General features: G+C 43.4%; 23 protein-coding genes. 10 read left to right on the top strand and 13 right to left on the bottom strand.

The window, feature by feature from the left end; genetic code table 11:
• The coding region (locus tag MMG03_RS10960; protein WP_249506286.1) for a hypothetical protein at positions 1–258 on the top strand (258 nt) is incomplete at its 5' end.
• A gap of 63 nt (positions 259–321) precedes the next feature.
• Here MMG03_RS10960 and MMG03_RS10955 read toward each other — a convergent pair.
• Positions 322–1,788 (bottom strand): hypothetical protein, encoded by a 1,467-nt coding sequence (locus tag MMG03_RS10955; protein ID WP_249506285.1) that lies wholly within the window; start codon positions 1,786–1,788, stop codon positions 322–324.
• A gap of 108 nt (positions 1,789–1,896) precedes the next feature.
• On the opposite strand from MMG03_RS10955, the gene MMG03_RS10950 reads away from it, so the two are divergent.
• Positions 1,897–3,330 (top strand): CotH kinase family protein, encoded by a 1,434-nt coding sequence (locus MMG03_RS10950; protein WP_249506284.1) that lies wholly within the window; start codon positions 1,897–1,899, stop codon positions 3,328–3,330.
• 6 nt (positions 3,331–3,336) lie between these two features.
• Here MMG03_RS10950 and MMG03_RS10945 read toward each other — a convergent pair whose 3' ends face one another.
• From MMG03_RS10945 to MMG03_RS10890, 12 genes are all read right to left on the bottom strand, one after another.
• Complete coding sequence (locus tag MMG03_RS10945; RefSeq protein ID WP_249506283.1) at positions 3,337–4,413, bottom strand: glycosyltransferase; 1,077 nt, start codon at positions 4,411–4,413, stop codon at positions 3,337–3,339.
• On the bottom strand, positions 4,410–5,567 hold the full coding sequence (locus MMG03_RS10940; RefSeq protein WP_249506282.1) for a glycosyltransferase: 1,158 nt from the start codon (positions 5,565–5,567) through the stop codon (positions 4,410–4,412). The genes MMG03_RS10945 and MMG03_RS10940 overlap by 4 nt, the downstream gene beginning before the upstream one ends.
• Positions 5,568–6,572, bottom strand: coding sequence for an EpsG family protein (locus MMG03_RS10935; protein ID WP_249506281.1), 1,005 nt, complete (start codon positions 6,570–6,572; stop codon positions 5,568–5,570).
• A 105-nt stretch (positions 6,573–6,677) separates the two neighbouring features.
• A complete protein-coding gene (locus MMG03_RS10930) occupies positions 6,678–7,778 on the bottom strand; it encodes a glycoside hydrolase family 99-like domain-containing protein (RefSeq protein WP_249506280.1) in 1,101 nt (366 codons plus the stop codon).
• Positions 7,779–7,787: 9 nt separating this feature from the next.
• Positions 7,788–9,029, bottom strand: a complete 1,242-nt coding sequence (locus MMG03_RS10925; RefSeq protein WP_249506279.1) for a glycosyltransferase family 4 protein — start codon at positions 9,027–9,029, stop codon at positions 7,788–7,790.
• A gap of 7 nt (positions 9,030–9,036) precedes the next feature.
• Positions 9,037–10,566, bottom strand: a complete 1,530-nt coding sequence (locus MMG03_RS10920; RefSeq protein ID WP_249506278.1) for a hypothetical protein — start codon at positions 10,564–10,566, stop codon at positions 9,037–9,039.
• On the bottom strand, positions 10,551–12,080 hold the full coding sequence (locus tag MMG03_RS10915; RefSeq protein WP_249506277.1) for a lipopolysaccharide biosynthesis protein: 1,530 nt from the start codon (positions 12,078–12,080) through the stop codon (positions 10,551–10,553). Before MMG03_RS10915 ends, MMG03_RS10920 begins: the two co-directional genes overlap by 16 nt.
• 9 nt (positions 12,081–12,089) lie before the next feature.
• Entirely contained in the window at positions 12,090–13,217 is a 1,128-nt protein-coding gene (locus MMG03_RS10910) for a glycosyltransferase (RefSeq protein ID WP_249506276.1), read from the bottom strand.
• Complete coding sequence (locus MMG03_RS10905) at positions 13,217–14,182, bottom strand: NAD(P)-dependent oxidoreductase (RefSeq protein WP_249506275.1); 966 nt, start codon at positions 14,180–14,182, stop codon at positions 13,217–13,219. Before MMG03_RS10905 ends, MMG03_RS10910 begins: the two co-directional genes overlap by 1 nt.
• An 18-nt stretch (positions 14,183–14,200) precedes the next feature.
• Positions 14,201–15,274 carry an NAD-dependent epimerase/dehydratase family protein gene (locus MMG03_RS10900; RefSeq protein WP_249506274.1) on the bottom strand — a complete coding sequence of 358 codons (1,074 nt, stop codon included), beginning with the start codon at positions 15,272–15,274 and terminating at the stop codon, positions 14,201–14,203.
• Positions 15,274–16,635 carry a UDP-glucose/GDP-mannose dehydrogenase family protein gene (locus MMG03_RS10895; protein WP_249506273.1) on the bottom strand — a complete coding sequence of 454 codons (1,362 nt, stop codon included), beginning with the start codon at positions 16,633–16,635 and terminating at the stop codon, positions 15,274–15,276. Before MMG03_RS10895 ends, MMG03_RS10900 begins: the two co-directional genes overlap by 1 nt.
• Positions 16,636–17,254: 619 nt before the next feature.
• Positions 17,255–17,848: a viroplasmin family protein gene (locus MMG03_RS10890; protein ID WP_073159227.1), complete on the bottom strand. Its 594-nt coding sequence runs from the start codon at positions 17,846–17,848 to the stop codon at positions 17,255–17,257.
• A 46-nt stretch (positions 17,849–17,894) separates the two neighbouring features.
• On the opposite strand from MMG03_RS10890, the gene MMG03_RS10885 reads away from it, so the two are divergent.
• From MMG03_RS10885 to nifJ, 8 genes are all read left to right on the top strand, one after another.
• Positions 17,895–18,443: a hypothetical protein gene (locus tag MMG03_RS10885; protein ID WP_249506272.1), complete on the top strand. Its 549-nt coding sequence runs from the start codon at positions 17,895–17,897 to the stop codon at positions 18,441–18,443.
• Entirely contained in the window at positions 18,443–19,315 is an 873-nt protein-coding gene (locus MMG03_RS10880) for a PHP domain-containing protein (RefSeq protein WP_101479250.1), read from the top strand. Before MMG03_RS10885 ends, MMG03_RS10880 begins: the two co-directional genes overlap by 1 nt.
• Positions 19,306–21,339, top strand: a complete 2,034-nt coding sequence (locus tag MMG03_RS10875) for a hypothetical protein (protein WP_249506271.1) — start codon at positions 19,306–19,308, stop codon at positions 21,337–21,339. The genes MMG03_RS10880 and MMG03_RS10875 overlap by 10 nt, the downstream gene beginning before the upstream one ends.
• A 12-nt stretch (positions 21,340–21,351) precedes the next feature.
• Entirely contained in the window at positions 21,352–22,116 is a 765-nt protein-coding gene (locus tag MMG03_RS10870; RefSeq protein ID WP_083538276.1) for a glutaminyl-peptide cyclotransferase, read from the top strand.
• Between the two features lie 18 nt (positions 22,117–22,134).
• Entirely contained in the window at positions 22,135–22,722 is a 588-nt protein-coding gene (locus tag MMG03_RS10865; protein ID WP_073159233.1) for a DUF4416 family protein, read from the top strand.
• Between the two features lie 23 nt (positions 22,723–22,745).
• On the top strand, positions 22,746–23,117 hold the full coding sequence (locus MMG03_RS10860; protein WP_263859311.1) for a DMT family protein: 372 nt from the start codon (positions 22,746–22,748) through the stop codon (positions 23,115–23,117).
• 10 nt (positions 23,118–23,127) lie between these two features.
• Positions 23,128–24,207 carry a peptidoglycan DD-metalloendopeptidase family protein gene (locus tag MMG03_RS16135; RefSeq protein WP_249506269.1) on the top strand — a complete coding sequence of 360 codons (1,080 nt, stop codon included), beginning with the start codon at positions 23,128–23,130 and terminating at the stop codon, positions 24,205–24,207.
• Between the two features lie 274 nt (positions 24,208–24,481).
• Positions 24,482–26,850, top strand: a 2,369-nt coding sequence (nifJ, locus tag MMG03_RS10850) for a pyruvate:ferredoxin (flavodoxin) oxidoreductase (protein WP_249506268.1), incomplete at its 3' end; no start/stop codon positions are given.

Genomic DNA, 26,850 nt, shown 5'->3' with positions numbered 1-26,850 from the left:
GAAAAGAAAAGACAAGATGAATACAATACCCGCCTTGCCAGCGCAGTACTTAAAGCGGAAGCTGCTGCAAAAGAAGCGGCAAAAGAAGCTGCAAAGGAAGCTGCAAAAAAGGCTGCAAAAGAGGCTACTAAGAATAAAACTCTTGAAATTGCAATGACTATGCTAAAACGGAAATACGGCATTAATGAAATCATTTCGATTTGCAGTCTCTCATCCAAGGAAGTCCTTAAACTGAAAGCCTCCTTAGAAAAGGGTTAAAGCAGAACAACAAGCGCTAACTATATGAAAAACTGATGGTCTAAAACCATCAGTTTTTTTCAATTACCATTTAAGTCCTAAGCGAGAGTAAATTTTTCGATCATCAAAAAACGTCCACTCAGTAACAAAGCTAAAGAAATTTCCTTCATATCCAATTGATGGAGTTAACGAATACTTCATATCCGCACCAAATAAAAATTTTTTTGGCACGTTAACATGGTTATTAGGAGTTGTATCATTCAAAGCACTTCCATAATCAGTGCCCTTCCAGAACCAACGATGACGTAAACCTAACGTAAGACGTCCATCAACCCTAGCATAAGCCAACCAATCTACGGTTTGACTATTGGGACCTCCTTGATTCCCTAGTGGGACTTCCAAATGAGCAAATTGTGCAGTATTTTCTTTGAAATGAGAATATACATATGGTTCAACTCTAGCATATTCGACCAATGAACCCGCTTCAACCATATGCTTTCTCAAAAACACATTCTTTGAAAAATGCGAACCTATCATCCACGCCCATTTCGCTTGAACATTGTCATTTTCAATTAAACTAATGGGGCTCTGCATATCATCCAAGAAAAATTCTGAATAAAAACGAACCATATTCAGCAATCGATAATTTATATCAAATGACAGCGATCCATTATTTCCACTTTCCGTGAAATTTCCCTTTTCCATAAACAGCGGAACAATAGGTAACAACAACCAAGGATTACTATCATCATACACCACCTGAAGTTCGCTAACTCCAAATACCAAATCACCTAAATTCAATTCATAACGGTGACCATATAAATTGCGAGCTTCCTTGTTTTTCTCAGTCACATTCCCCTTATAGATTCTTAGATCGCCATATAGGGACATAACCGTCAAAGGGCCAACAACAACCTCAAGTGTAGCCATGTTGAACGGCAAGGAGAATTGATTCAATGTCAAATTATTATAGAACCCGGGCCCCCAATGAACCACATCTCTACCAAGATCAAGACGAGCAAATCCCATATTCAAGGCCATGTGACCTCGATAACGAGCGTAACTCAAATATTCTAGACCATCATTATTATCACCAGATTGAAAATCCATATATTCGCCATCATACGATTGAGGCCTAACCGCACTATGTCCTTCTGCGTAAATACGAGCATCTAAAACGAATTCCAATGAATCCACGAAGCCTCTTAAATACAGACCTCCATCTACACCGGGCCATATGGTATCCCCAAGAGTCTCTCCACCTCTATAGTCAATTCCCCCAACAATACTCGTTGCCAAAAAAGCTCTATCTGAAGAATACCGTAAAAGAGCATTATGTTCTAATTCTACAGCATTTCTTCGCCAAGCAGAATCTCTTTGTGGGTACATATATTTCTGGTTTGCATTAGACGACGTTATTCGATGAAATTCCCAAAGCATCGGACTAGCATTCAACGACTTCAAGTTGTAGCGTTCTGTTTCTTTAACAGGGCTAGAATGTACTAAAACCGCGAAAATAAGAACTAAACAAGCAAGGCTTTTCTTAACCATAAAATATGAAACTCTGTATAAAATCCACTCAAATCTACACCCTTTAAAAGATAAAAAAAATATCAAATTCATAATAGAGAAAAGCACATTTTATTATCTTTACCCACCATGAAAACAACAATCTTGCTGACATTTCTCTTGCTAGCAATAAATGGATGTTCGGACTTTTCTTCTGAATCCAATGAGTTTGACCTCAGCGGAAAGCATTATGCCTGCGATGGCGACTCATATGGAGAAATTATAAACGATACAAAAGCAGGAAAGAAACAATATTGCAATGGATATCGATGGATTGACTTAATACCAGAAGATTCAATCATCAAGATTACTCCAGAATCAAATGATTCTATATCGATGATGTATGAGTGCGAAAACGGCTCTATTGTTAAAAACAAAGATCTCTGTTCAGAAAATCCTAAAGACTACCTCCCCTTAGATGACACAGAATACCCCTATGCAGGATTGCCTCGAATCGTAATCGAAACAGAGAACTTACAGGAAATCAAGGATCGCGAAACAGAAATTCCAGCAAAGCTCCAGATTTGGGGAGATTCAAGTCCTGAAAGCGAAATCTTGGAATTAACCATTAGAGGAAGGGGAAATACAACATGGGGATACCCCAAAAAACCGTATGCAATAAAATTCAACAAAAAAATTGAATTTCTAGGTATGCCCAAAGCAAAAAAATGGGTTTTACTCGCTAATTATAGAGATAGAACATTAATACGAAACGCATTGGCATTCAAGCTTTCCGAAGTATTAAATATGGAATGGACTCCACAAGGAAAATTTGTTGATGTATTTCTCAATAAAAAATTCATCGGAAACTATTACATTTGCGAGAAAATTGAAGTATCACAAGATAAATTAAATATAAACAAAAATGAATATCTATTAAATTTGGAAGACAAATTTGATGGGATTTATAAATTCAAAACTGCATACAAGAAATTACCCGTCATTATAAAGAATCCCCAAAATCCAGAACAATCGCAAATTTCATATATTCAGAATTATATAGACTCAATAGATTGTTTCTTTGAAAAAAAATGCAATCTTGAAATAAATCAATATATTGATATAACCAACTTCGCAAAGTACTGGCTTATTTATGAAATCGCCCAAAACGGGGAACTCAAATACCCCAAAAGTGTTTTTATGTATAAACAAGAACAAGGGCCTTTAAATTTGGGACCAATATGGGATTTCGATTGGCAGACTTTCGTATCCTTCAGAACAGGCTTAAATGTCGTTAAAGGATTATGGTTTGGCAACCTTAGAGAAATAAACGAATTTAAAAAAGCGGTAAAAGTTGTATGGGATCAGAAGAAAGAAGAACTAATCAATTTAGAATTATTTATTGATTCGTTATCAGAGTATACTCGCATTTCAAATATAAATAATATCAACTTATGGCCAATCAATATTAATACAGGCTTAGCAAACGACGAGAAATTAAATGTCGATTCTGCCATGAGCCTAATAAAACAATCCTATTTAAACCGATTATTTGAATTAGATACCTTACTGCAAAAACTGTAATTAAAATCATGGGGTGTTTTCGATAGACTTCAAATAGTCAATCCACTTTACAAAAATTTTTTCTATTGAAAGTTCCTCGTATATTGCAGAGGAATTCATTCCTAATTTATTTGCAAAGCAAGACTTATCTAACAACAGCAACAAAGAGGATGCAATTCCAGATTCATCACCAACATCAACCAACAAACCATTTTTTTCATGATCTATCAAATCTATTGCGCCAGCAACTTTAGTACTTATACAAGGCACGCCTAGACACATGGCTTCGATCAACGCATTAGGCATACCTTCAAAGTTTGAGGTCATAACAAATGCACTGGCATCTTTTATCAAATCAAAAACATTTGATTGATTTCCTGGAAGAAACACGCAATCAGACAAATGGAGAGATGTTATCAATGTTTTTAAATTTGCGCGACATTCTCCTTCGCCATAAATAATTAACTGATAATCAGGGTGTAATTGATGAACCTTAAAGAAGGCTCTTATAAGTAATTCGTGATTTTTCTGAGGTTCTAAACGACCCACAGAAACAATTTTTTTCTTTTTTTCAATGCGAGATGCTATACCTACATAACGAGCATCCATAAAAACAGGGTTATAGATAACAGAAGTCTTCTTAAGTTTACCACCCTTAAAATAGTTTTTGCTATTTTCCGTTTGTTCCAAAATTCCCGTTGCAAACGTATACAAAAAGTCTCGAAGCACAATCATCAAACGCCCCCCCCTAAGGAATCGAGGGTCATTTCGTTCAGCTACAATAACTTTTGTTTTGATGCCTAAGCTAGCAAGCAATACGCCAACGCTAGACTTTGCCAAAAATGACAGCACCAAAGTCGGCTTATTTCTTTTCAAAAAAGAACGAAACCACAATATCTTTTTAAAATAATTGGAGCAGTTTATTTCCGTTTCTATGCTAATAATTTCTATTTTCTTATCAATATCATAGAAAACAGGAGCATCCTTCCACATAACAATTTTTACAGAATCATAATTTTCTGCTAATTTTGTGGACAAAATAGATATAACTCTTTCCGCTCCACCACATGTCAGTGCGACACAAGAAATCACCAAAGATCTCATTCTATCTTTCCCAGCAAAAGGTTAACCATATCCGTCAAATCAGAATCTTGCTTGTGGGTTATATAGTTATACCGATTCTTTGCGCGAACACAATAATCATTATACACAGATTCATTATTCAGATAAAGTATTCGCATAGCAATTTCTTCTATAGAATAGGGGTTTGCATAAATCACAGAATCTGCACAGACTTCAGGAATAGAGGCAAACGGAGAAGCAATAACTGGAGTACCATATTTCATTGCTTCCAATGGAGGGTACCCGAAACCTTCGTTCAAACTCGGATAAACCAAAGCATAAGCCCCTTTCAACAAAGACTCTAATTCGTCCTTGCACACATAATCTTTAACAACAAAAAGATCCTTATTACGAATATTCTTCATCAATTTCTGCTTAGGCGACAAACCTACCACAATGACTTTGGTATTAACTAAACGATTCTCATCAAATAAAGTATCAAAAGCTTCCATGGCCCTCAAACCATTTTTTAGCCATCGATCCGCAGAAATAATCAAATAATATTTATCAGAACCGTATGATATAACTTTTTCAATATCAGTCGAGGTTGTAGAGGGACTATAGAAAACGTTAATCTTTTCTTCCGATAAAAATGGATAATGAAAGAGAAGAGAATTCTTGCTATGATTTGAAACAGTAATCACATTGACGTTTTTTTGCCGAAGCAACGTTGCATACTCATTAAAGAATTTCTTCTTCAACTTATTATACAAAAACGTTTGTTTTAGGATGCATTTGAATTTCGTCTTTAGATTCGTTGCGTACTTAATTTCATAGGAATCTCGGTTCATTTCAAGTTTTCTCAAACCATGAACAGTGACGTAGATCGGCAAATCTAGCGAGAAAAGTGAGCGATGTTCGCCATCATACAAAGGCGTATAAAAAAGAGAGACTCGATCGTCAATTACATCAATTAATTTTTTTTCACTAGCATCAACAGTTTCCACGTTCATATTGTCTATAAGATCTTTGATAGCAGGATCTATAAACCTACTCTTATCCCAATAGGCAATTACACGTTCTGGCGCGATTTTACATAAACGCTCAAAAACAACATAACCATAAACGCCCCCACCGTGAAATTTTATATGTTCTATCGGTTGACAAGCTTTTAAATCAAATAAAATTTTTTTCATCTATACACTACCATTTTTTTCCCAAAAAGTTGTATATGGCAAAGTTCGCTGATTATTAGAGCCGTCGTATTCCTTTAAAGGTTGCATAACAAAAAGTGCAAAATACACGAAGAACAGTAAATACACCGCCAGCGAACCAAATCGGCGTAAGTCGACATTTTTCATATTTTTGATTGTTAGTGGAAAGAGCACAATCATAGATATATAGAAAAAAATTGCAACACGAGTCAAAACCGTAAAACATGTTGCAAACGCCAACACACAGCAAGAAATAATCATACAGTGCATAAACAACTGGATTTGTTTTTCCAGATGTTTTTTGTTAATCATAAAAAAGGCAACGGTTATTGCAACCATCAAAAAGAGTAAGGTAAAACCACCCGTAGACTGATCTAAGTTAGAATATGCCCCAGCATCGTACGACGAGGCCATTGCCGAAAGTCTCCCCCAAAGCGATGCCATACGAGACAAAATAAAACTTACGCCAATTGTCAGGCAAATATACTTGAGCGTTATCTTTTTTTTGTACATCGGATACAAAACTGCAAACACAAGAAATGACACATGAATTTCAACAGCGGCAATTAGACACAAAAAAAACATACGCCAGCGGCGTTCCACTACAAATGACATCATAAAAAGTCCGATGCCTAAAGCAAGACTGGCACGAACACTATTAAAAGTGTTTGTATAAAATCCGAATGAAATATACAAGAATAAGCTCATCAAATAGTTGTTAGAATACTTTTTGATGAAGATATAGACCGGAATCAAGGTAAGAATATTAGTGGCAGCCAACAAAGACTGAGGCGATGGGTTAATGGAATGAGCAGTTTTAATCAATGCAGCAAAAATATATCCATACTTTGATCTATGAGTAAAAAGATACGTCCAAGATCTATCACCAAAAAAATCATACGCGCGCAAGTAATGCCACAAATCACCACCTACGTCGGTACTTCTAACAACGCCCACAAATATCAGCACAACGAAAGAAATTTTCAAGAACAGATCTTCCGAATGCTTCACTTTGCATATGCGCAAAATGAAGTAAAGTGCCATAATGAAAGCTAACAGGTAATAATAAAAATACATGGAAATCGTCTATCTTTACAAAGTCTCGTCAATAGCTCTTCGAAGCGCCTCTATGAAGCCCCTTCCATAGGTAAGATCAGGCTCCATCATATTGCCTTCACCCCATTCATTCCAGGATTTTAAAAATAAGATTTTTCTATTTTCTGGTTTATCTTTTATTAAGTCCAAAGCCTGTTTTGCATGTTTATAAAATGCGTCTGGGGTTGCGTTCGTAAAAATTGTCCCATTACGACCACTTCTTGGGCTATGGTCCCACTGAGGCAATAGAAAAGGTATTACATCGGATTCTTTTTCCAACGGACTTAACAAACGAGAATAGACCTTGCTGTAGTCTTCCATACGAGGAGGAAGACCGTGAATCATTCTATTGAGACGCCTAAAAAGTTTCTTAGCAAGCAATTGTCCTGGGAACATCTGTTTGTCAACGGGAATTTCCGTTAAGCGCTGATAAGAAACTGCATCAAAACCAGAAGCAAGCACTTTGGATCGGTCTTCAAAGCCTCTCAACTCACCAACAAGCATTAACCCCGGAAAACCGGCATCAACAGCCCATTTTTTAAAATGATCTATATACAGCTGAGGAACTTCCTTCGGTCGAAAAATGTAGAGAATGGGTTTTCCATCAATTTTCACATACCTTGGATCCTTGAACGCCTTTAGCAAATAATCAAAATGCATCTTGGCATCACCAATCCCCGGATAAGTCTGTTCTGCAAGAAGTTTTTCTGTGGTAGAACCATCAGCGTTCCAATTCTTTGCAAACCAACTATGATTTGCCCATCCTAAACAGAACGGAAAATCAGGTTTACCAGAAGCAAGAACCTCATCAAAAACTTCTGGAATAAGCCTTTTACCATTTCCTAGCCAATAGTGCCAATAGCAGAAAGCGGTTACTCCCGCATCCCTTGCCATTTGGGCCTGCTGCTCGCGAATCTCAGGCAAACGCAAATCATAGTATCCCAATTCCGTAGGAACACGAGGCTGATTATGACCTTTAAAAAGAGGTTTCGCCTTACCTACGTTAGTCCACTCAGTAAAGCCCTTTCCCCACCATTCATCATTTTCCTTGAAGGGGTGAAACTGCGGAAGATAAAAAGCGAGAATATTCGGTTTCATACGCATTCACTATTGGTTTTCTTTAATAATTTTTTCGTAACAACATAACAATTCAGCAGCGATGTGTTCCGGAGCATGTCTTTGCAAAGCCTTTTTTTGAGCATTCTCAGAAAAACGTTTCATCATAGCAAAATCCATATGCGTTCTCACAATCGCTGCAGCCATCTGCCAAGGATCATTTGCAGGAACTAGGACTCCGTCAATACCATCAGAAACTAAAGAAGCCACACCACCAACGTTTGTTGCAATTACAGGAAGTCCAACACATTGAGCTTCGCAAATCGCATTCGGACTATTTTCAATGTATGCTGTGTGCACATACATAGAACTGCTATCTAAAAAACGTTTTAATTCTTCTGCAGGTGTAAAGCCCTTTATTTTAATGTTACATTTTTCAAATGATACGCCAGCCTTCCGTTCCACACATTTTTTTATCCATGGCGACATATTTCCAACAACAGTCCATTCAAAGTCAACGTCCATAAGTCGTAAAATGTGTGCAGTCTTTAAAAGCATGTCAGGTCCCTTCCAAAACGAGCTACACCCCGTAGTCACTAGCTTAATTTTGGAGAAATCTCTATGAGGAACAGACGTTGTTTGTAAAAAAACAGGTCTTATAGCTTCTTCCACATGAAAATACTTTCGGTTTTTATGCATTATAAACGACAGAGATTCATCCCACAGGGTTCGCCCCATATAATAACACACATTTTTCCAAATACGGCGTTCTATGCGTTCTCTTGACAACAATTGTTTGTAGAAACACATATTCCAAAAAAAGTGTTTTGGATTTTTTATCACTCTTAAAAGATCTCCCTTCACATATCCTGGCGGGAACATAGCGTTATTATATGGAATTATCGCGCCTTGAATATGAACAACAACGGGAACGTTCACGATCTCAGCAATTAAAGCCAAAGGCCATTCCGTACCAAAAACATGTATCAAGTCCGGTTGACACGATTCAACAACGGGAATAAGACTCTCCTTCACACGCTCCGCATAATAGTCCCAATTCCATTTTTTTCGGATTTGTTCCATTTTCGACAATTGTGTTCGAAAAGGAATATAAGTCACCCCATCCACAACCTTTCTCTCTACGTCTGACGAAGAGCCTTCAAAACCAACAAACAATTGAACATCTGTAATCTTTTTCACGATGGATTCTAAAGAATCTTGCCATCCTAAAACAACGCGATTATCCAATCGATAAGACGCGGGAACAGAAACTTCAAGCCATAGAATTCTCATATCAGTCCTACGTCCTCACGAATAACTTATACACTTTTTTTACAACATGAAACAGGTGAACGCTTTTTAAAATGTTTTTAAACTTCATCCCCAATTTTTTCTTTATGGTTCTAAACCAAATATTTAGCATGTGTTTCTTTTCAAAATAAGCTAATAAAAATTGACTAAAAACATTTTGGTGTAAAAACGACTTTATCATCTTTACATCGTTTAAATCTTTAGTTTCCCCTCTAGACTGTTTAAATTTCAACATCTGTTGCAAAGAAATAAACTTTATTTCATCAAATACAAAATAATTTTCAGGATTATAGATTAAATCCACCGCGCTTTTATTATGAAATTTTAAACAATTTTCATGATTTTCAATTTTATGATTTTTAAACAAACCATTCGTTTTTTCACTTTTTTCATCCGTATAGAAATCTAAATCTTCAGCATTTCTAATACCACAAATGGCCATCGCCATACTTGAGTCAACAACAAAATTAGAATATTTCAGTCCATTTTCCGCTATGATATTTTTAAACGTCCGTACTAAACGAAATGAATTTAAAAAGCGATCAGGCATAGCATTTCTAACATGGTAAAGACTATTTTCGTTATAAATCAAGTCTGCGATTTGCTTCGTTTCTCTAATATTGTCAGTGATATGAATGGATGACAAACCAATCCCGTAAATTTCCCGAACAGTCTGTTTCAAATCAAAAACATGCTGATATGAGTCAGCCTCAATCAAAAGAAATTCACATTCGTCGTAGTCCTTACAAACAACCTCTTTTACCTTAGCATCAACACCCGAAAAATGATTTTCTGGAGAACCGATCCAATTCATATGACCATAGATCTGCAACATAAAATTATGTAACGCAATCCAGCTCATTTTTACTTTTTTTCTATATACGACATGAACTTCGGATTCGATATATCTATCAGCGTCTTCCTTTTCTTTCTTTTTTGTCAGGGATTTCGGCCAAATACAAGCCATATACAAATTGTCGTGCCACTTGCAGCATTCCAATGCTAAGGCATCCAGAAACCTTTCTTCTAAAAAATTTTCCCTTAGAAATTTCCAATCCGTTTTTAAGTTGGTTTTCCAATCCAAAAAACGAATGATTGTTACATTCAAATCGTAATATGCAGCAATCGTCACACGATGAGCACCATCAATTACATAGCCTTCAGAATCAACAGGGATCAAGGATACATCAGCATTAAAACCATTAGTTTTTATATCATTTATTAACTGATTAAAAACCGACAAAAAAAGATTCGCACTATTCTTTTCATCATTTCCTTCTTCAGCATTTGTATTATGAGTAATTGCAGAAACCTGAGACAAATACAGTTTCTTTGCATAGGTCAAATCCAACCCTTTTTCATAATGATCAATATATAGAAGTTTAGCATAAAAGTCAAATCTTCTATAGCTGAGCAAAGTCCGTGCAGGAACAGATTCTATCACATAGTCTGCATCCTTTGGATATTTCATAAAACTTCTAGACAACTTTTCAACAGGAACAATCATTTCTTTAACCAACCATTAATTTTTTCATAAAACGAAATAACTTTTGACTTTTCTTTTTCATCAAAAATAACAAGCCAACTTAATCCTATTATTACGATAAGTTCAACCGCAACAACAAAAAATAAACGAAGAAGCGACTCATTCATTAAAGAATTAATCAAATATCCAACGCATATTGAAATAACAAAAACTGATATACAAGGCACTAAAATTTTCTTTATGTACGATACCAAACTATAACCAAAATTTTCACTCATAAAGAACATAATTGTTCCTCCGCCAAATACTTCTATAAAGACAAATAAAACAATATAAGATAAATATGGAGCCCCCCCAAAAGAGAAACATAAATACATGGCAACGATAGACAACACATTAAAACAACTCTTTATAATGCAGTATTTCTTTATTTTTCCACTAGCATAAACGCAATTGACAAACAACGCCAACAACTGATTAATCAAAGACCTAACTAGTTGCAAGCAACAAAATATAACAGTCCACTGAGGAACATTTTTCAGCCACAACGTTAAAACATATTTGGCTTCAACTATAAAAGGCACGCACATTAGCAAAAATATGACAAACGACAATTTTGTTCCAGACACCGCAAACTGTATCATTTTCCCTTCATTTTTTTCACCAACACTCTTATTTAGAACAGGATTTACCGCTTTTAGCAGATTACTAGAGAACTGCATCATCGTTCCATTCACATGGGTCGCAACGCCCTGCGCAGCATTTACAATTGTTCCGAAAAACCTATTTAAAACTAATCCAGAAGCATTTGATGATAACAAAAAAGTAAATGCAGTCAAGAAGTTCCATCCACCATATGAAACCATTTGTTTTATTATTTTCTTATCGATAAATTTTAGAGAATACGAACATTCCGCATAACTTTTATGACAATAAACACGTTTAACTAACAAGGAAAGGATTGTTATTAAAGCCAAACCATATGCATAAAAAATCAATTTATCAATAGGACTACACGATATAAGAAAAGAAAGTACCAATCTAAGTAGAGATTCAACAATTCCTACAATTGAATAAAAGCGCATATTTTCATTCGCGTTAAGCAGAGAATCATATGGAATAGAAACTACTGAAAATACAAACGTTACAATCATTAAAAAATACACATGTTTAGCAACCCCCAGCCGGCTGGACTCAATATTTAAAAAGCCATCAAATAAAAAATTTGAGGCAAAAAGAAGGCTTAGAGCGACAAAAAAAGCAATAAAGACATGCAAAAGGGTACTAACATTAAAAACAGCTTTTTGTTTTTCAATTTCACCTTGACCTTTAAAAAAACACAGAAAGCGTAAAGTTGCAATAACTAAAGAGTCTTGTAAAAAGCCAAAAAAAGCAATTACACTTGCAATTAAGCTATACAATCCGTAATCAGAAGCTCCGAGAACATTCAAGAATATCCGAGTTGTAAACAAAGCTACAAACATCGAAATAAACATTTTCACATAAAGATAGGCCGTATTCTTTATGATATTTGATGAAGAACCCATATAAGCTCTTTATTTATTTAAAACAAGTTTTTCAAATGAAAAAACTTCAACACTTAAATCAAACTTAGTCTCGGCAACATCTCGAGCCTTTTTAGCAATGGACTCGTACAACAGACGATCGCAATACAATTTCAAGACAGCATCTTTCGTTCCTACAACGTCATCAATATCAACAACCAATCCATTAACGCCATTTTCAATCATGTCATTTACAGCGTCAATTTTTGAGCAAACGACCGGCTTACTTGCGGCAAGATATTCCGGAACAACCAAAGGCAAGCCTTCCCATCTAGAAAGTAACAAGGCCTGGTCAAACAAAGCCAAATAGTCCAAGGGATTATTAATCCAACCGGTGATCAAGAAAGAATCCTTAAGATCTAAAGATTCTATCGTTTTTTCAATAGATTCCTGATCTGGGCCATTACCTACAATGATAAAGAAAGCTTCCGGAATTTCATCCTTGATTTTGCGAGCGGCCTTCACAAAGACATCAGGAGCTTTTTGTTCAGAAATACGGCCTACCATGCCAATGATATAGGCATTTTCAGGAATATTCAGGGAAGTTTTTGTAACAGTAGAGTTTGCAATCGCCTTATCCAAATGTGGAATATCAACTCCATTTAGGATGACATTCAATTTTTTGGGAGGGCAGATTTTGTTTTGCAATGCTGAAATTTTTTCAAAATTTGACACACAAAGAATTTTATCCGTGAATAAAGCAAGAACTTTTTCTATCCAACGATAAAATAATTTTTTCTTGTTGCTGATACGCATATTAAAAGCCCAACTATGCGCATTGTAAATCACCTTTGCACTACATCCAATTGCAGCAATACGGCCAACTGCCCCCGCAATACTGCTATGGCAGTATATCACGTCTGGCTTGTGTTTTTTTATCAGCTTTCTTGCAGCCATTGCAGGCTTCAAAATTTTAGAAAGGCTAATGGAACGTTCCATTCCAATTTTCTCAATTACATCAAAAATAGGAGCAAAACGTTCTTCTTCGTATGCATGAGAACATACCAGAATATTTTCGTACTTACTCTTATCAAGGTGCTTAACAAGAGTTTCAATGTACACAGGAACGCCACCAGGATATGCCTGGGCAATGTGCATAATCTTGATGCGCTTTTCCATTACACTAATTCCTTCTGCTCGCAGTCCTTGTACCAATCCTTAAAAGCTTCCTCAAGGGTATAACTTAACGGATAATTCCTTGAAAGTTTTTGGCCGTCAATATTAGTAGATACCATCAATTTCTTGACTCGGGCCGGGCAAATTCCTAAACCAAGACCACCAAATGCTCCGCACACCGTTGCAGCAGCCATCATCGGCTTCTTAGGAATGTACGGAATAAAGCGACGCATTCCTATAGCCTTTAGCATAGTGTTGCTAATCTGTTCGATGGTAAAAGAAGGATAGTAGCAGCAGTTATGAAGTTGAACCTTATCCGCTTGTTCGTTTTCTGCCATAGCAAGCATCACACGGGCAAGATCTTTAACGTAAATGCAAGCCTTAATCGTGTCCTTACGACCGGCATACGCAAACTTACGGCTTTTCAACCCTTTATAAAGACGAGTCATATTTCCATTTTCGCCTGTGCCAAAAACGATTCCAGGACGAACGATGCTTAACTTGTGATCAACAGACTCAGCCGCCCAAGTCTGATGAATTTTCTCAGCAACTAACTTGGAAATTCCATACGGAGTATTGGGCGTGGGCAAGGTTTCTTCCGTTTTTAATTCTTCAGCAGCACCATAGGGAGCGATGCTGCTTGTAAAAACAATGTTTTTGATTCCTTTTTTGCGAGCGAATTCACAAACATTTTCCGCACCACGAATATTGGCTTCAAAATAGGCATAATCAGGATGCCCCGGCGTACGATGAACTGCCGCAAAATTAAAAATCAAGGTTTTAGAGTCGAATTCACCCTTCACGTCAAAGGGCATCCTCACATCAATTTGTTGAGAAAATTCAGTTCCTTCAGCAAGAAGGTCCGCAACATAAACTTTGGCATCAGGATACTTTTCTTTAATGAGATTTCTAGTGTGAGTTCCAATGAAACCACATCCGCCAAAAATGATGAATGAATCAAATTGCATAATTTTTACACCCTCTTCCTAAACATTTTTATAATACTCACCATACCACTCAGCAAATTTACGCAGTCCTTCTCTCAGCGGTGTCGCAGGCTTAAAGCCCATATCCTGTTCCAACGCCGTTGTATCGGCATAGGTTACAGGAACATCACCAGGTTGCATGGGGACCAGTTCCTTGTGAGCATCAAAATCGTAATCGGCAGGCAAAACATTGGCACGAACCAATTCTTCTTGAAGGATGGTTACAAAATCAAGAAGGTTTTCCGGAGAATTATTGCCGATATTATAAACCCTATACGGAGGCAGAGGCAAGCCATCTTCGCCATTCTGCTTTTCAGGAGCACGTTGCATCACGCGGACAACGCCTTCAACAATGTCATCTACAAAGGTGAAATCACGTTTGCAATTACCATAGTTAAAAATTTGAATGGTCTTACCGGCCTTCAATTTATTGGTAAAGCCAAAGTAAGCCATATCCGGGCGACCAGCAGGTCCGTACACGGTAAAGAAGCGCAGACCGGTGCTAGGAATGTTGTACAGCTTGCTGTAGGCGTGAGCCATCAGTTCGTTACTCTTCTTGGTGGCCGCGTAAAGGGATACCGGATTATCCACCTTATCGTCGGTAGAATAAGGCACCTTCTTGTTGCTACCATACACGCTAGAAGAACTTGCGTAAACGAGATGTTCCACCTCGTTGTGACGGCAGGCTTCAAGAATGTTGTAGAAACCGATCAAGTTACTCTGGATGTAGGCATCGGGATTGGTAATGGAATAACGGACACCAGCCTGAGCAGCCAGATTCACCACCACTGCAAAATGATTTTCAGAAAAGAGTTTTTCAATTGCAATTATATCGGCAACATCCATTTTAACAAAGGTCCACTTACTTTTAGAACCCTTTGCAAGCGTTTCAAGTTGACTTAAACGTTCAAACTTGATGTTTACATCGTAGTAATCAGTAATGGAATCAATACCAACCAGATTGATATTAGAAAAACTCTGCAGAAGATTCTTGCATAAATTGGAACCTATAAAGCCAGCAGCCCCAGTTACAAGAATTGCCTTTCCGTTAAGATTTACGTTAATATCAAGCATCAGCACCCAATTGCATCATAAACAAAACCGGCCTCGCCCACTTCCTTGGCGTCGTAAATGTTACGGCCATCGATAATGAGTGCATTTTTCATAGCCTTTCTCATCACCGCAAAGCTAGGCATACGGAACTGTTTCCATTCTGTAACCAGGAGAAGGGCTTCTGCATCCAGGAGGGCTTCGTACATGTCATTGCAGTAGGTGATGGCTGGTACGTCACTGGATTCTTCGCTTCGCTCAGAATGACGAGCGACGGACATTCTTCTCTTGCATTCTTCCATGGCAACAGGGTCATATACGCGGATGTTGGCGCCGGCCTTAAGAAGCAAGTCAATAAGCACTAAAGCTGTGGCTTCTCGCATGTCATCGGTTTCAGGCTTAAAGGCAAGGCCCCACATGGCGATAGTCTTTCCCTTAATGTTTTCGACTCCACCCATGTGCTTGCAAAGCTTATTGAAGAGCACGGTCTTCTGGTATTCGTTAACTTCTTCCACAGCCTTAAGAACGCCCATTTTATAGCCATTCTTTTCGGCGGTCTTGATCAAAGCCTTAACATCCTTGGGGAAGCAGCTTCCACCATAACCGCAGCCGGGGTAAAGGAACTTGCTGCCGATACGGGAGTCACTACCGATTCCCTTACGAACCATATTCACATCGGCTCCCACCAGTTCGCAAAGGTTGGCGATATCGTTCATGAAACTAATGCGGGTAGCCAGCATGGAGTTGGCTGCATACTTGATCATTTCTGCAGAAGGAATATCTGTAAAGATGACACGGAAATTGTTCAGCATCATGGGGCGATACAGGCGGGTCATGATTTCCTTGGCCTGTTCGGTTTCTACACCCACCACCACGCGATCCGGCTTCATAAAGTCTGCAATTGCCGAGCCTTCTTTCAGGAATTCGGGGTTGCTGGCCACGTCAAAGGGAATCTGAACACCACGCTTATCCAGTTCTTCCTGGATGGCAGCCTTTACCTTCTGGGCAGTACCAACCGGGACTGTGGATTTGGTTACCAGCACGGTATATTTCTTGATATTCTGGCCAAAAGTACGGGCAACAGCCAAAACGTACTGCAAATCGGCACTTCCATCTTCATCGGGAGGGGTACCTACTGCGCTAAAAACCATTTCCACATCGTCCAGGACACTGGCTAAATCCGTTGTAAAGTGAAGACGTCCTTCACGCTGGTTACGGAGCACCATTTCGTCAAGGCCCGGCTCATAAATAGGGATTTGACCCTTCTGAAGGGATTCAATTTTTGCCTGATTGACGTCAACACAGGTGACATTCACACCCATTTCGGCGAAGCATGTACCGCTTACAAGGCCCACATAGCCTGTACCGACGATTGCGATATTCATGGTTCAATTCCTTAAATTCAATTTCCTACGCTCTACCCCCAAAGGGTATAGCCACTCCACCTTGGAGCTATTGTCGCCCCATTATAGAAAAACTACAGAAAGATATCACAAAGGTTACAGAAAAATCACATCATTGCATAGTGTTTTACACAACACTAGGGGCGTTAGTCCTACCATTTAGGTCTAGCGGAATGTATTGCGATTTTCTATGACGGTGGACGGGAACTGATGCAAGACAGGCCTCTTTCCCACAAATGGGGTTCGTCTCCGTCAAAAAGCATTGCTCTTTCCGTTCTGCGGAATTCCGCTCTGACAGAAAATTTTGCGTTTTTTCCTCCAGGGAATTGCGCTCCGACGGAAGAATTTGCGCGTTCCCCTCCAGGGAATTGTGCTCTGACAAAAAATTTTGCACTTTCCGCAACACGGGATTGCGCTCTGACAGGAAAATTTGCGCGTTCCGCAACGCGGGATTGTGCTCCGACAGAAAAATTTGCATTTACCCCTCCACGGGATTCAGCTCTAACAGAAAAATTTTCACCAAGGAAGTCAGGGGAAACGGCTCTGACAAACAAATTAACTAGCATTTTTGAGCGAAAAACGCAAAAAATGCCCCGCCGTCCTACTTTTTCTGGGCGGTTTTTCCAGCCTGGATGGCTTCCTTGGCCAGCTTGTCCACCAGTTCGTTCCACTTGACGCCTGTGTGGGCGGCAACTTTTTCGAACTTTACGCGGTGCAGGAAGGGCTGGGCGGCGGTCACGTAGCGTTTGGCGATATTGCTCTTGGCGGCCCACTCGCCTTTGGCCCAGCGGGCGATGCCTTCGTAGTCGTGGCAGATGACGCCGTTCATGTTGTGGGCGTCCAGCCAGCGCATGGCCTGATAGCTGGCCATGACTTCCCCATCGATGTTTCGACTTTCGGCCTCGAAAGCCGTCAGACCGTTCCCTCTGGCGATTTCCTTGTCATCTTCTGTCACGACAAAGGCCCATCCGGAATAGGGGAACCCGGGAGAAAAGGATCCATCCACGAATACGCGGACTCCTCCGGGAACAGGGGCTTCCATGCCGGAGATCCAGGCTTCGGCTTCAGCCATGGAACCGAAGGATTTAAATAGCACCCCCTTGACTCCATGGGTCAATTTTAGACATTCGTCCCAGGTGGTTACGATTTTGCTTTCGCTAGGGGTCTTAATTGCGTAGAACTTCGGTTTTGCCATAGGCCAAATTTAATATATTTCAGCCCACTAACGCTCCGAGGACAAATTGAAACCTTCACCGTACTTTACCAATCGTTTCCGCTATTTTTTTAAGCGTTTCAGCAGCCAGGATTCCCTGTTCCGCTGGTTTTTGAAGAAGGCAGGTGAAGATTCCGGAGCTTTTAACTTCCCCGAGGCTTTGAAGAACAACCCCAAGACTTTGGTTTTTCTCCATCGCGACATGGAGCGTGTAGCCCCCTTTATGCACCAGATGCCCCAGGCATTTTTCAAGAATGTGTTGCTGGTGGCCCACGAATCCCTCCACGCCCTGGTTTCGGCCAAGCGCGCCCAGGCTATCTACTTTAGCGACCTGGAATGCCGTTTCGAGGAACCCGTTTTTGTGGAAATGGAACAGAAGATCAAGGAATTTGCCCCCACGGTGGTCATCTACCTGGGCGACGCCTTCCTCCCCCGCCTCTACCTGGCCAAGGTTAGCGGAGCCGACTGCCGCATCGGTTTCTGTTCCGAAAAGGTCTACCCCTTCCTGAACTTGAGCCTGCAGCCCAGCACTTCCAGCGAGGCCGCCCTCATCGCCCAGTATTACGGGGTCAAGTAATGCAAAAAGGCTTTTCTACCATCATTACCGAAAACGGCGGTTATGCAGATCTCCATCTGCATACCAAGCTTTCTGATGGTACCCTGGACGTCGAAGAAGTTCTGACCTTAAGCAAGCGAAAAGGTCTTCGTTGCATTTCCATTACCGACCACGACAACCTGGATAGCTATAACCTGGCTGCGGAACCGGCCAAGGCCATCGGCCTGGAGATTATCCCCGGTATCGAGATTTCTTCTGTCTGGCAGGGCAAGGACATCCACATTCTGGGTTATTACTGCGACCCCACCAACCTGGCCCTGAACATGGAGCTCCAGGATTTTGCCAAGCAGCGTGTTACCCGAGCCAAGGCCATTATCAAGAAGTTGAACGCCCTGGGTATCGACATCACTTTCGAGAAGGTGCTGAGCTACTGCAAAGGCAAGGTCATCGGTCGCCCCCACATCGCCATGTCCCTGGTGGCCGAAGAATATATCGGCAGTTTTTCCGAAGCCTTCACCAAGTACCTGGGAGACGGCTGCATCGCCTTTGTAGAAAAGAAAGGCCTTAACCCCCAGCAGACCATCCGCCTTATCGAAAATGCAGGCGGCATTGCGGTTCTTGCCCACCCCTACAAGTCCGGGCTCAGCGACGAGTTCATCGAACAGATGGTGGAATGGGGCGTACAGGGCATGGAAGTCTACTGCCCCGCCCAGAAGGGTGCCGTAGGCCGCAAGTATAAGGAAATGGCCCAGCGTTTCGGTCTGGTGGGTACGGGCGGAAGCGACTTCCACACCGAAGGCAGTACTTATGCCCCCAACTGCATGAAGATGCCTTACACTGTAGTCCAGGCCCTTCGTGAACGCCGCGAAAAGCTTCGCGCCGAATGGTACTAAAAGTGGGTCCCGCTTACATGTTCCGCGCCATCTTTTTCTTGTTGCTGATTGCCGTCGCAGTCTTTGCAGAACCGGTCCGTTCCCTAGGCTACACTCTTCCCACCCCCCAGGACTCCGTCTACCAGTCCCCCAACGGAATTGACCCCGCCCCCCGCGAAACCGATGCGGGCCGCTGGGTATTGCCCCTGACCGAAGTCATGCAGCGCACTTACGATATTTCTGGACAGAAGTCCTACTGGATGTTGGGAACCTCGATCCTGGGTAGGCCCGAACTGGACCCGGACGCCATGGGCATGGGTTCTATCAGTCAGCGTTACCCCAGCATGCTGGCAGGCCTGTACACCACCCGTCTCATGTACGATGGAAGTACCCTGGGTCTCAATGGCGAGAACGGCATACTGGTAGAGGAACGTAAGGGGATCGCCGTCGACACCCCCATTACCGACTTGAACTGGGAACGCCCCGCCTTTAGCGGAAACGCCCTGCGTCTGGAATTCAAGCGCCTGGTCACCGACTCCGTCACTTTCGAGTTGGGTATCGCCAGCCACTCCGACGTGGATTCCAAGGAATACAGCTATACCAACGTGACCCACTCCCCCTATTTCTCCCTGGGTCGCGACTCCAGCCAGATTCCCTTTGCAGGCCGTAACATCGCCATGAACAGCATGCATCTGCAGCCAGTGGTTACCGCCCGTTTTGGCGTGGGTAAGATTTACACCCGAATGAATTTCCTCTACCTGGAAAACGCCGACAATCCCAACCACAAGGTTCTGCTGGACTCCCTGGACAAATCCATCAGGACATTCCAGCAAAATCCTTACACTATCGATATCGAGGCCTCCACCTATGGAGCGGGTATCGAACTTTACCCCTTAAAAAATCTGACGTTCAGTGCCGACATCAATTATGGCAATCACGAAATCGAAGAGGATTCCCTGCCCCACTTTGTCAGCGGCACCAAGAAGTACCTGGATACCCTGGGTGTAGAACAGGAAGACACTCTCTATTACGATACCACCAAGTATATCAACTATGAATCGATCCTGGGCAACTTCGGTATCGCCTACCACACCTTGCTGAACCCGGCCATCAAGTTCAAGTACGAGTTCCTGAACACCGATTACCATAACGCCAACGACGACCACTACACCTATCTGCAGGACCGCGAAATGGGTTATCTGGAACTGTCGGACACCCTGTGGCACCGTTTCTACTTCAGGACCCAGACCGGCATGCAGCGCAACAGTTCCGTAAACGACGAACAGGAATTCGCCAAGGCCTATTCCTTTGACGCTACCGCCCTGTTGCCTTTCCATTTGAAGTTGAACGCAGCCTTCCGTCACGACAACAAGTTCCCCGACGTGGGCCAGATCAAGATTAACGAAACAGGACGTCTCGCCTTCCATCGTAACGACTTGAAGTACGAAGAAAGGAACCGCACCACGGTGAACCTGGCTTACCAGAAGCGCGAAGTCTTTTACGGGCTGGGTCTGCGCAAGGAACATGTAGACGACCTGATCAAGCCCCGTTGGGTCAAGTGGGGCCATGTAGACTCCACCAACACCATCGAAGAAGCCTATACCTACACAAACATCGATCACGTTTCCAGTCTGGATTGGCTGTTGCAATTTGGCTTCCGCCTGGGCAACTGGAAGTTCTACATAGAACGAGGCCAGACTCTGGACCGTAGCACCAAGCTTATGGACACCCAGGAACTTTACTACAAGGGTAGCATCCACTGGCAGAACCGATTCGTGTTCGACCGCCTGGGTGTAAGTGTCCGTGTTGACTGGCAGTGGTTCGGCGACCATTACGACTGCACCATCGGCGAAAACGGCAACCTGGAACTGGAGCCCATGAAGAAGTATCTGGCCCTGGATTTCGAGGCCCGCATGCAGATTCTGCAGTTCGAGATTTACAGCCGAATCGAAAACTTCAACCACAGTATCTACATGCCGGAATCGGGTTACACTCCCGAAGGGCTCCGCTTCGCCTACGGTATCGTGTGGACATTTAGGAACTAACCGGATACCACCATGAAAAGATTTGCCGCCATCGTTCTTGCATGTGTCGCCATTCTTGCTACGGCCAGTTTTGCCGAAGCCCCCCGCGTGGTCCCCACCATCATCGATTCGATTCCCCACGAACAGACTCATTTTACCCAGGGTCTCTTCTTTGACGGAAACGAGCTGATCGAAACTACAGGACAATATGGGCAGTCGGGATTGTACCGTCGAACCTTGGAAGGTAAGGTACTTGATTCCACCATGCTCCAGGAACGTTACTTTGGCGAAGGTTCCATTGCCGTGGGTGACGACATCTTCTACCTGACCTGGAAATCCAAGAAGGCCTTCATCTACAACCGCAAACCTTTTTCCAAGAAAGGCGAATTCCGCATTCCCACAGAAGGATGGGGACTGACCTACTGGAAAGACGCCCTGCTCATGAGCAACGGATCCAGCCAGCTTCTGCAGTTGGCGCTGGGCGGTTTCTATGTGGTTGGAGTCATCGACGTTACCGATAACGGACACCCAATCAAGTTGCTGAACGAACTGGAAGTTGTGGGCAACACCCTCTACGCCAACATCTGGCAAACCGCGGCCATCGCCATCATCGAATTGCCCACCGGTCACGTCAAGAAGTATTTTGACTTGTCCCGCAAGGTGTACGAACTGCAAAACAAGTACCCCCATATGGACGTGCTGAACGGAATCGCCTACGACGGAAAGTACCTGTGGATTACCGGCAAGAACTGGCCTTACATCTACAAGCTTTCCGAAGAAGATTCCAAGGGTTTATAAGAGGTCGAGGAGTTAACAATGGGCGCAATCAAGGAACCGGCAAAGGTCAAGATCATCGTTGGCATCCTGGCTCAGGACGCAGCCGCCGTTGAAGCGGTCCGCGAGCCCCTCCGTCAGAAATTCGGCGAAGAAGACCTGAACCTCCCTCCCTTCCCCTTCACCTTTACCAACTATTATAAAGATGAAATCGGAACCGCCCCTGTCCGCGCCTTCTTCAGTTACGAGACTCTGGTTGACCGTACTGAAATCGTAGATATCAAGCTCTGGACCAACGACATCGAGCTGGAAATCGCCGAAAAAAACGGCACACCGGGCCTGCGTCCCGTAAATCTGGATCCGGGCTATATGACTCTCGGGCAGTTTTTCTTGGCCACCACCAAGGACCAGCGCCAACGCGTGTACATGCAGCGGGGCATTTTCGTGGAACCTACCCTCTATTTCCAGGACGGACACTTCCACAGTTTTGACTGGACTTACCGCGACTATCAAAGTGAGACCTATATAAAGTACCTGGAACAAGTTCGGGCTCGCCTGGCCTATCAGCACTCCACTGGACGCCCCTACCGCCTTCGTGGTGAAGTCCAACGGGCAAACAAAAAAGTTTAACCATTCAATACATTGGCAAAAAAATGCGCGCAGGAATTTTTACAATACTTCTTCTTTGTTGTTCTAATATCTTTATGACCTTTGCCTGGTACGGCAACCTGAAGCTCAAGGAAAAGCATATCAGCACCGACTGGCCCCTGATTCTCGTAATCCTTGCCAGCTGGGGTGTCGCCCTCCTGGAATACTGCTTCATGATTCCCGCCAACTCCATCGGCAGCCGCATTAACGGCGGTCCCTTCAGCCTGATGCAGCTGAAGATTATCCAGGAAGCCATTTCCCTTACCATTTTTACCGTCATTGCGGTTACCGTATTCCACACAGAAACTTTGCAGTGGAACCACATCGTGGCGTTCCTGTGTATCATCGCTGCGGTATTTTTCGCATTCTTGAAGTAGGAGCATCGGGGTGAACAAGGCAGTCTTAATAGTCCTTCTCATTGCGGCGCTCCTCAGCCCCGCATTGGCAAAGACTGCCCCCAAAGAATCCTCCCATAAATCCACCACCCAGGTAGAATCCAAGACATCGAAGGACACCCAGAAAGAAAAGTCCAAGGAAAAGCAAAAAGACAAGCAGAAGGAAAAACAGACGGACAAGCAGAAAAAATCCAAGGCTTCGAAGTCTACGAAGTCCTCAAAAAAATCCAGCAAGAAATCCTCGGGCAAAATCGCAAAGGACGACGAATCCCCCAGCGATTCCACAAAGAAAGTCTCTATAAAGTCAGACGATCCCAAGGCTTTCACCAAGGCCCTCCTCTACGAAAAGCAGGGCGTTGAAGTCGAATTCGTGGACGCCACCAAAAAGAGCAGGAAATCCAGGAAGAAAGGCGAAAAGAAGCCCACCAAGACCGAAACCGTCGGCGAGTATTTCGACTTTTCTACCATGCTCATCCCCATTACACACGAGGCCCGTCTCGGCTCCCCCTACGGAATCCGCGACCACCGACTCCACCGCGGCGTAGACATCCAGGTAGAAAAAGGAGAGCCCATGGTCGCCGCCTACCCCGGCGAAGTGATCGTCTCTAAATACAATCAGGGCGGCTACGGCCACTACGTCCTGGTACAGCACGAAAACGGTCTGCAGACCCTTTATGGCCACCTGGCCGAACGCACCGTCAAGGTTGGCGACCAGGTTTACCCCGGCGATATCGTGGGCCTCGCAGGCAACACCGGAAAATCTTCCGGAGCCCACCTCCACTTCGAGATCCGCTACGGCGACGTGAACATCGACCCCACTACCGTTGTAGACTTCCCCCATTGGCAGCTGAAACCCGGCGTAGAAAAATATTCCAAGAAAAAGGCTATTCAAGCCCATCGTAAAATCCAGTCCAAGCTAAAAATTGAAAATGTCTATATCGTCAAAAAAGGCGATACCGTAGCCGATGTGGCGGCGTTCTTCTACATTTCCGAAGATGCGGTTCGACGAATCAACAAGCTTGGCAAGGATCAGCCCCTAAAGGTGGGTATGAAACTTAAGGGCTGCATGTAGTCAAAGCATACTTTTTGAAGTACGTTTTTGAAGTTATCAGATGAAAAACCGCCCTTTCGAACACAAATAATCTTTTTGTAAGTTTTCAGAAAGGTCGTTTACCCCTCAGAATGGTCATTTTCCGGCAGACCTTTACACGGAGTGTTCAAAAAAGTGGATTTTTTAGTGAATTTTTGAAAAATATTTCACTTTTTGACATTAAAAATGGGTAAATTTACGTTGGATTTTTTTAAATCGCAAGTTTATTGAATTAACACAATAATTGGAGACACACATGGCAAAGAAGATGATTGCGTGTGACGGTAATGAAGCTACCGCTAACGTTGCTTTTGCAGTTAGTGAAGTTGCAGCTATCTACCCGATTACACCGTCTAGTCCTATGGCTGAACACGCCGACAACTGGAGCGCAGCTGGTAAGAAGAATATTTGGGGCCAGGTTCCCCGCGTTTTTGAAATGCAGTCCGAAGGTGGCGCTGCCGGTACCGTTCACGGTGCACTGCAGGCCGGTGCTTTGACCACCACCTTTACCGCATCCCAGGGTCTTCTGTTGATGATCCCCAACATGTACAAGATCGCCGGCGAACTGACCCCCACGGTCTTCCATGTGACTGCCCGTGCTCTTGCTATGCAGGGCCTTTCTATTTTCGGTGACCACTCCGACATCATGGCTTGCCGCCAGACCGGTTTCGCTATGCTCGGCTCTTCCTCCGTTCAGGAATGCCAGGACATGGCTCTCGTGGCTCACGCTTCTACTCTTGAATCCCGCGTCCCGTTCGTTCACTTCTTCGACGGTTTCCGTACTTCTCACGAAGTCATGAAGATCGAAGCTCTCGAAGACGGCGTTATCCGTAGCGTCATCGACGAAAAGTACGTGAAGGCTTGCCGCGAACGCTGCCTCACTCCGGACCGCCCGACCATGCGCGGTACCGCCCAGAACCCGGACGTCTACTTCCAGGGCCGCGAAACCGTGAACCCCTTCTACAAGAAGGTTCCGGAAATCGTCCAGAAGTACATGGACAAGGTTGCTTCCTTCACCGGTCGTCAGTATCACATTGTTGACTACGTGGGTGCACCCGATGCAGAACGCGTCATCATCTCCATGGGCTCTTCTACCTGCACCATCGGTGACACCGTTAAGTATCTCAACTCCAAGGGCGAAAAGGTCGGTCTCGTAAACGTTCGTCTGTACCGTCCGTTCCCCATGGAAGCAGTTGTTGCTGCTCTCCCCAAGACCGTCAAGAAGATCGCTGTTCTCGACCGCTGCAAGGAACCGGGTTCCGCAGGCGAACCGCTCTTCCAGGACGCTCTTACCGCAGTTTCTGAAGCCGTCATGGCTGGCCAGATGGCTATGCCCAAGATGATCGGTGGCCGCTACGGTCTTTCCTCCAAGGAATTCACCCCGGCTATGGTCAAGGCTATCTTCGACGAACTGAAGCTGGACGCACCCCGCGCACGTTTCACCGTTGGTATCAACGACGATGTCTGCAACACCAGCCTCCCCATCGATCCTGACTTCAAGCTGGATTCCGACTTCTTCCAGGCCATGTTCTTCGGTCTGGGCTCCGACGGTACCGTTGGCGCAAACAAGAACTCCATCAAGATTATCGGTAACGAAACCGAAAACAACGCTCAGGGTTACTTCGTATACGACTCCAAGAAGTCTGGTTCCATGACCACTTCTCACCTCCGTTTCGGTAAGAGCATCATCGACGCTCCGTACCTGATCGGTGAAAACGAAGCTGACTTCGTTGCTTGCCACCATACTCCGCATCTCGAATCCGTCGACATGCTGAAGTATGCAAAGCAGGGCGCAACCTTCCTGGTCAACACCCCGCACTCTGCAGAAACCGTTTGGGATACTTTCCCCCGTCCGGTTCAGGAAGTCATCATCAAGAAGCAGCTCAAGGTGTACGTCATCGACGCATACGCAGTGGCCGCAAAGACTGGCATGGGCCGTCGCATCAACACTGTGATGCAGACCTGCTTCTTCTCCAAGCTGGGTAACGTTCTCGATTCCGATACCGCTATCAAGTACATCAAGAAGTATGCCGAAAAGACCTACGCCAAGAAGGGTATGGAAGTGGTCCAGAAGAACTGGGACGCTATCGATGCTTCTCTGGCTAACCTCTTCGAAGTCAAGGTTCCGGCCGCTGTTACCAGCACCAAGGAATTCCGCGCTCCGATCCACGGCAACGCTCCTGCATTCGTTAACGAAGTTACCGCAGAAATCATCAAGGGCAACGGCGAAAAGCTTCCCGTTTCCAAGATGCCTGTTGACGGTGTATTCCCCACCGGCACAACCAAGTACGAAAAGCGCGACCTGGCTCTCAACATCCCGTCCTGGAATCCGGATGCTTGCGTTCAGTGCGGTAAGTGCGCTATGGTCTGCCCCCACGCTGCTATCCGCGTGAAGGTTGTGGACGAATCCGCTGTTGCTAACGCACCGGAAGGCTTCAAGTTCACCGCTGCCAAGGGCTTCAAGCTCGAAGGCTCCGAAAAGCCCGTATTCGCAATCTCCGTCTCCAGCTACGACTGTACTGGTTGCGGCGTCTGTACTCAGGCTTGTATCGGTAAGGACAAGAATGAAGAAGGCAAGAAGGCTATCAACATGGTGCCGCAGGAACCCATCAAGGTTCAGGAAGG

Origin of the sequence: Fibrobacter sp. HC4 (genome assembly GCF_023373925.1) — a bacterium.
Classification (GTDB): Bacteria; Fibrobacterota; Fibrobacteria; order Fibrobacterales; family Fibrobacteraceae; genus Fibrobacter.
The sequence above is the reverse complement of the archived record's forward strand: the minus strand, read 5'-3'. Positions and strand labels throughout refer to the sequence as shown.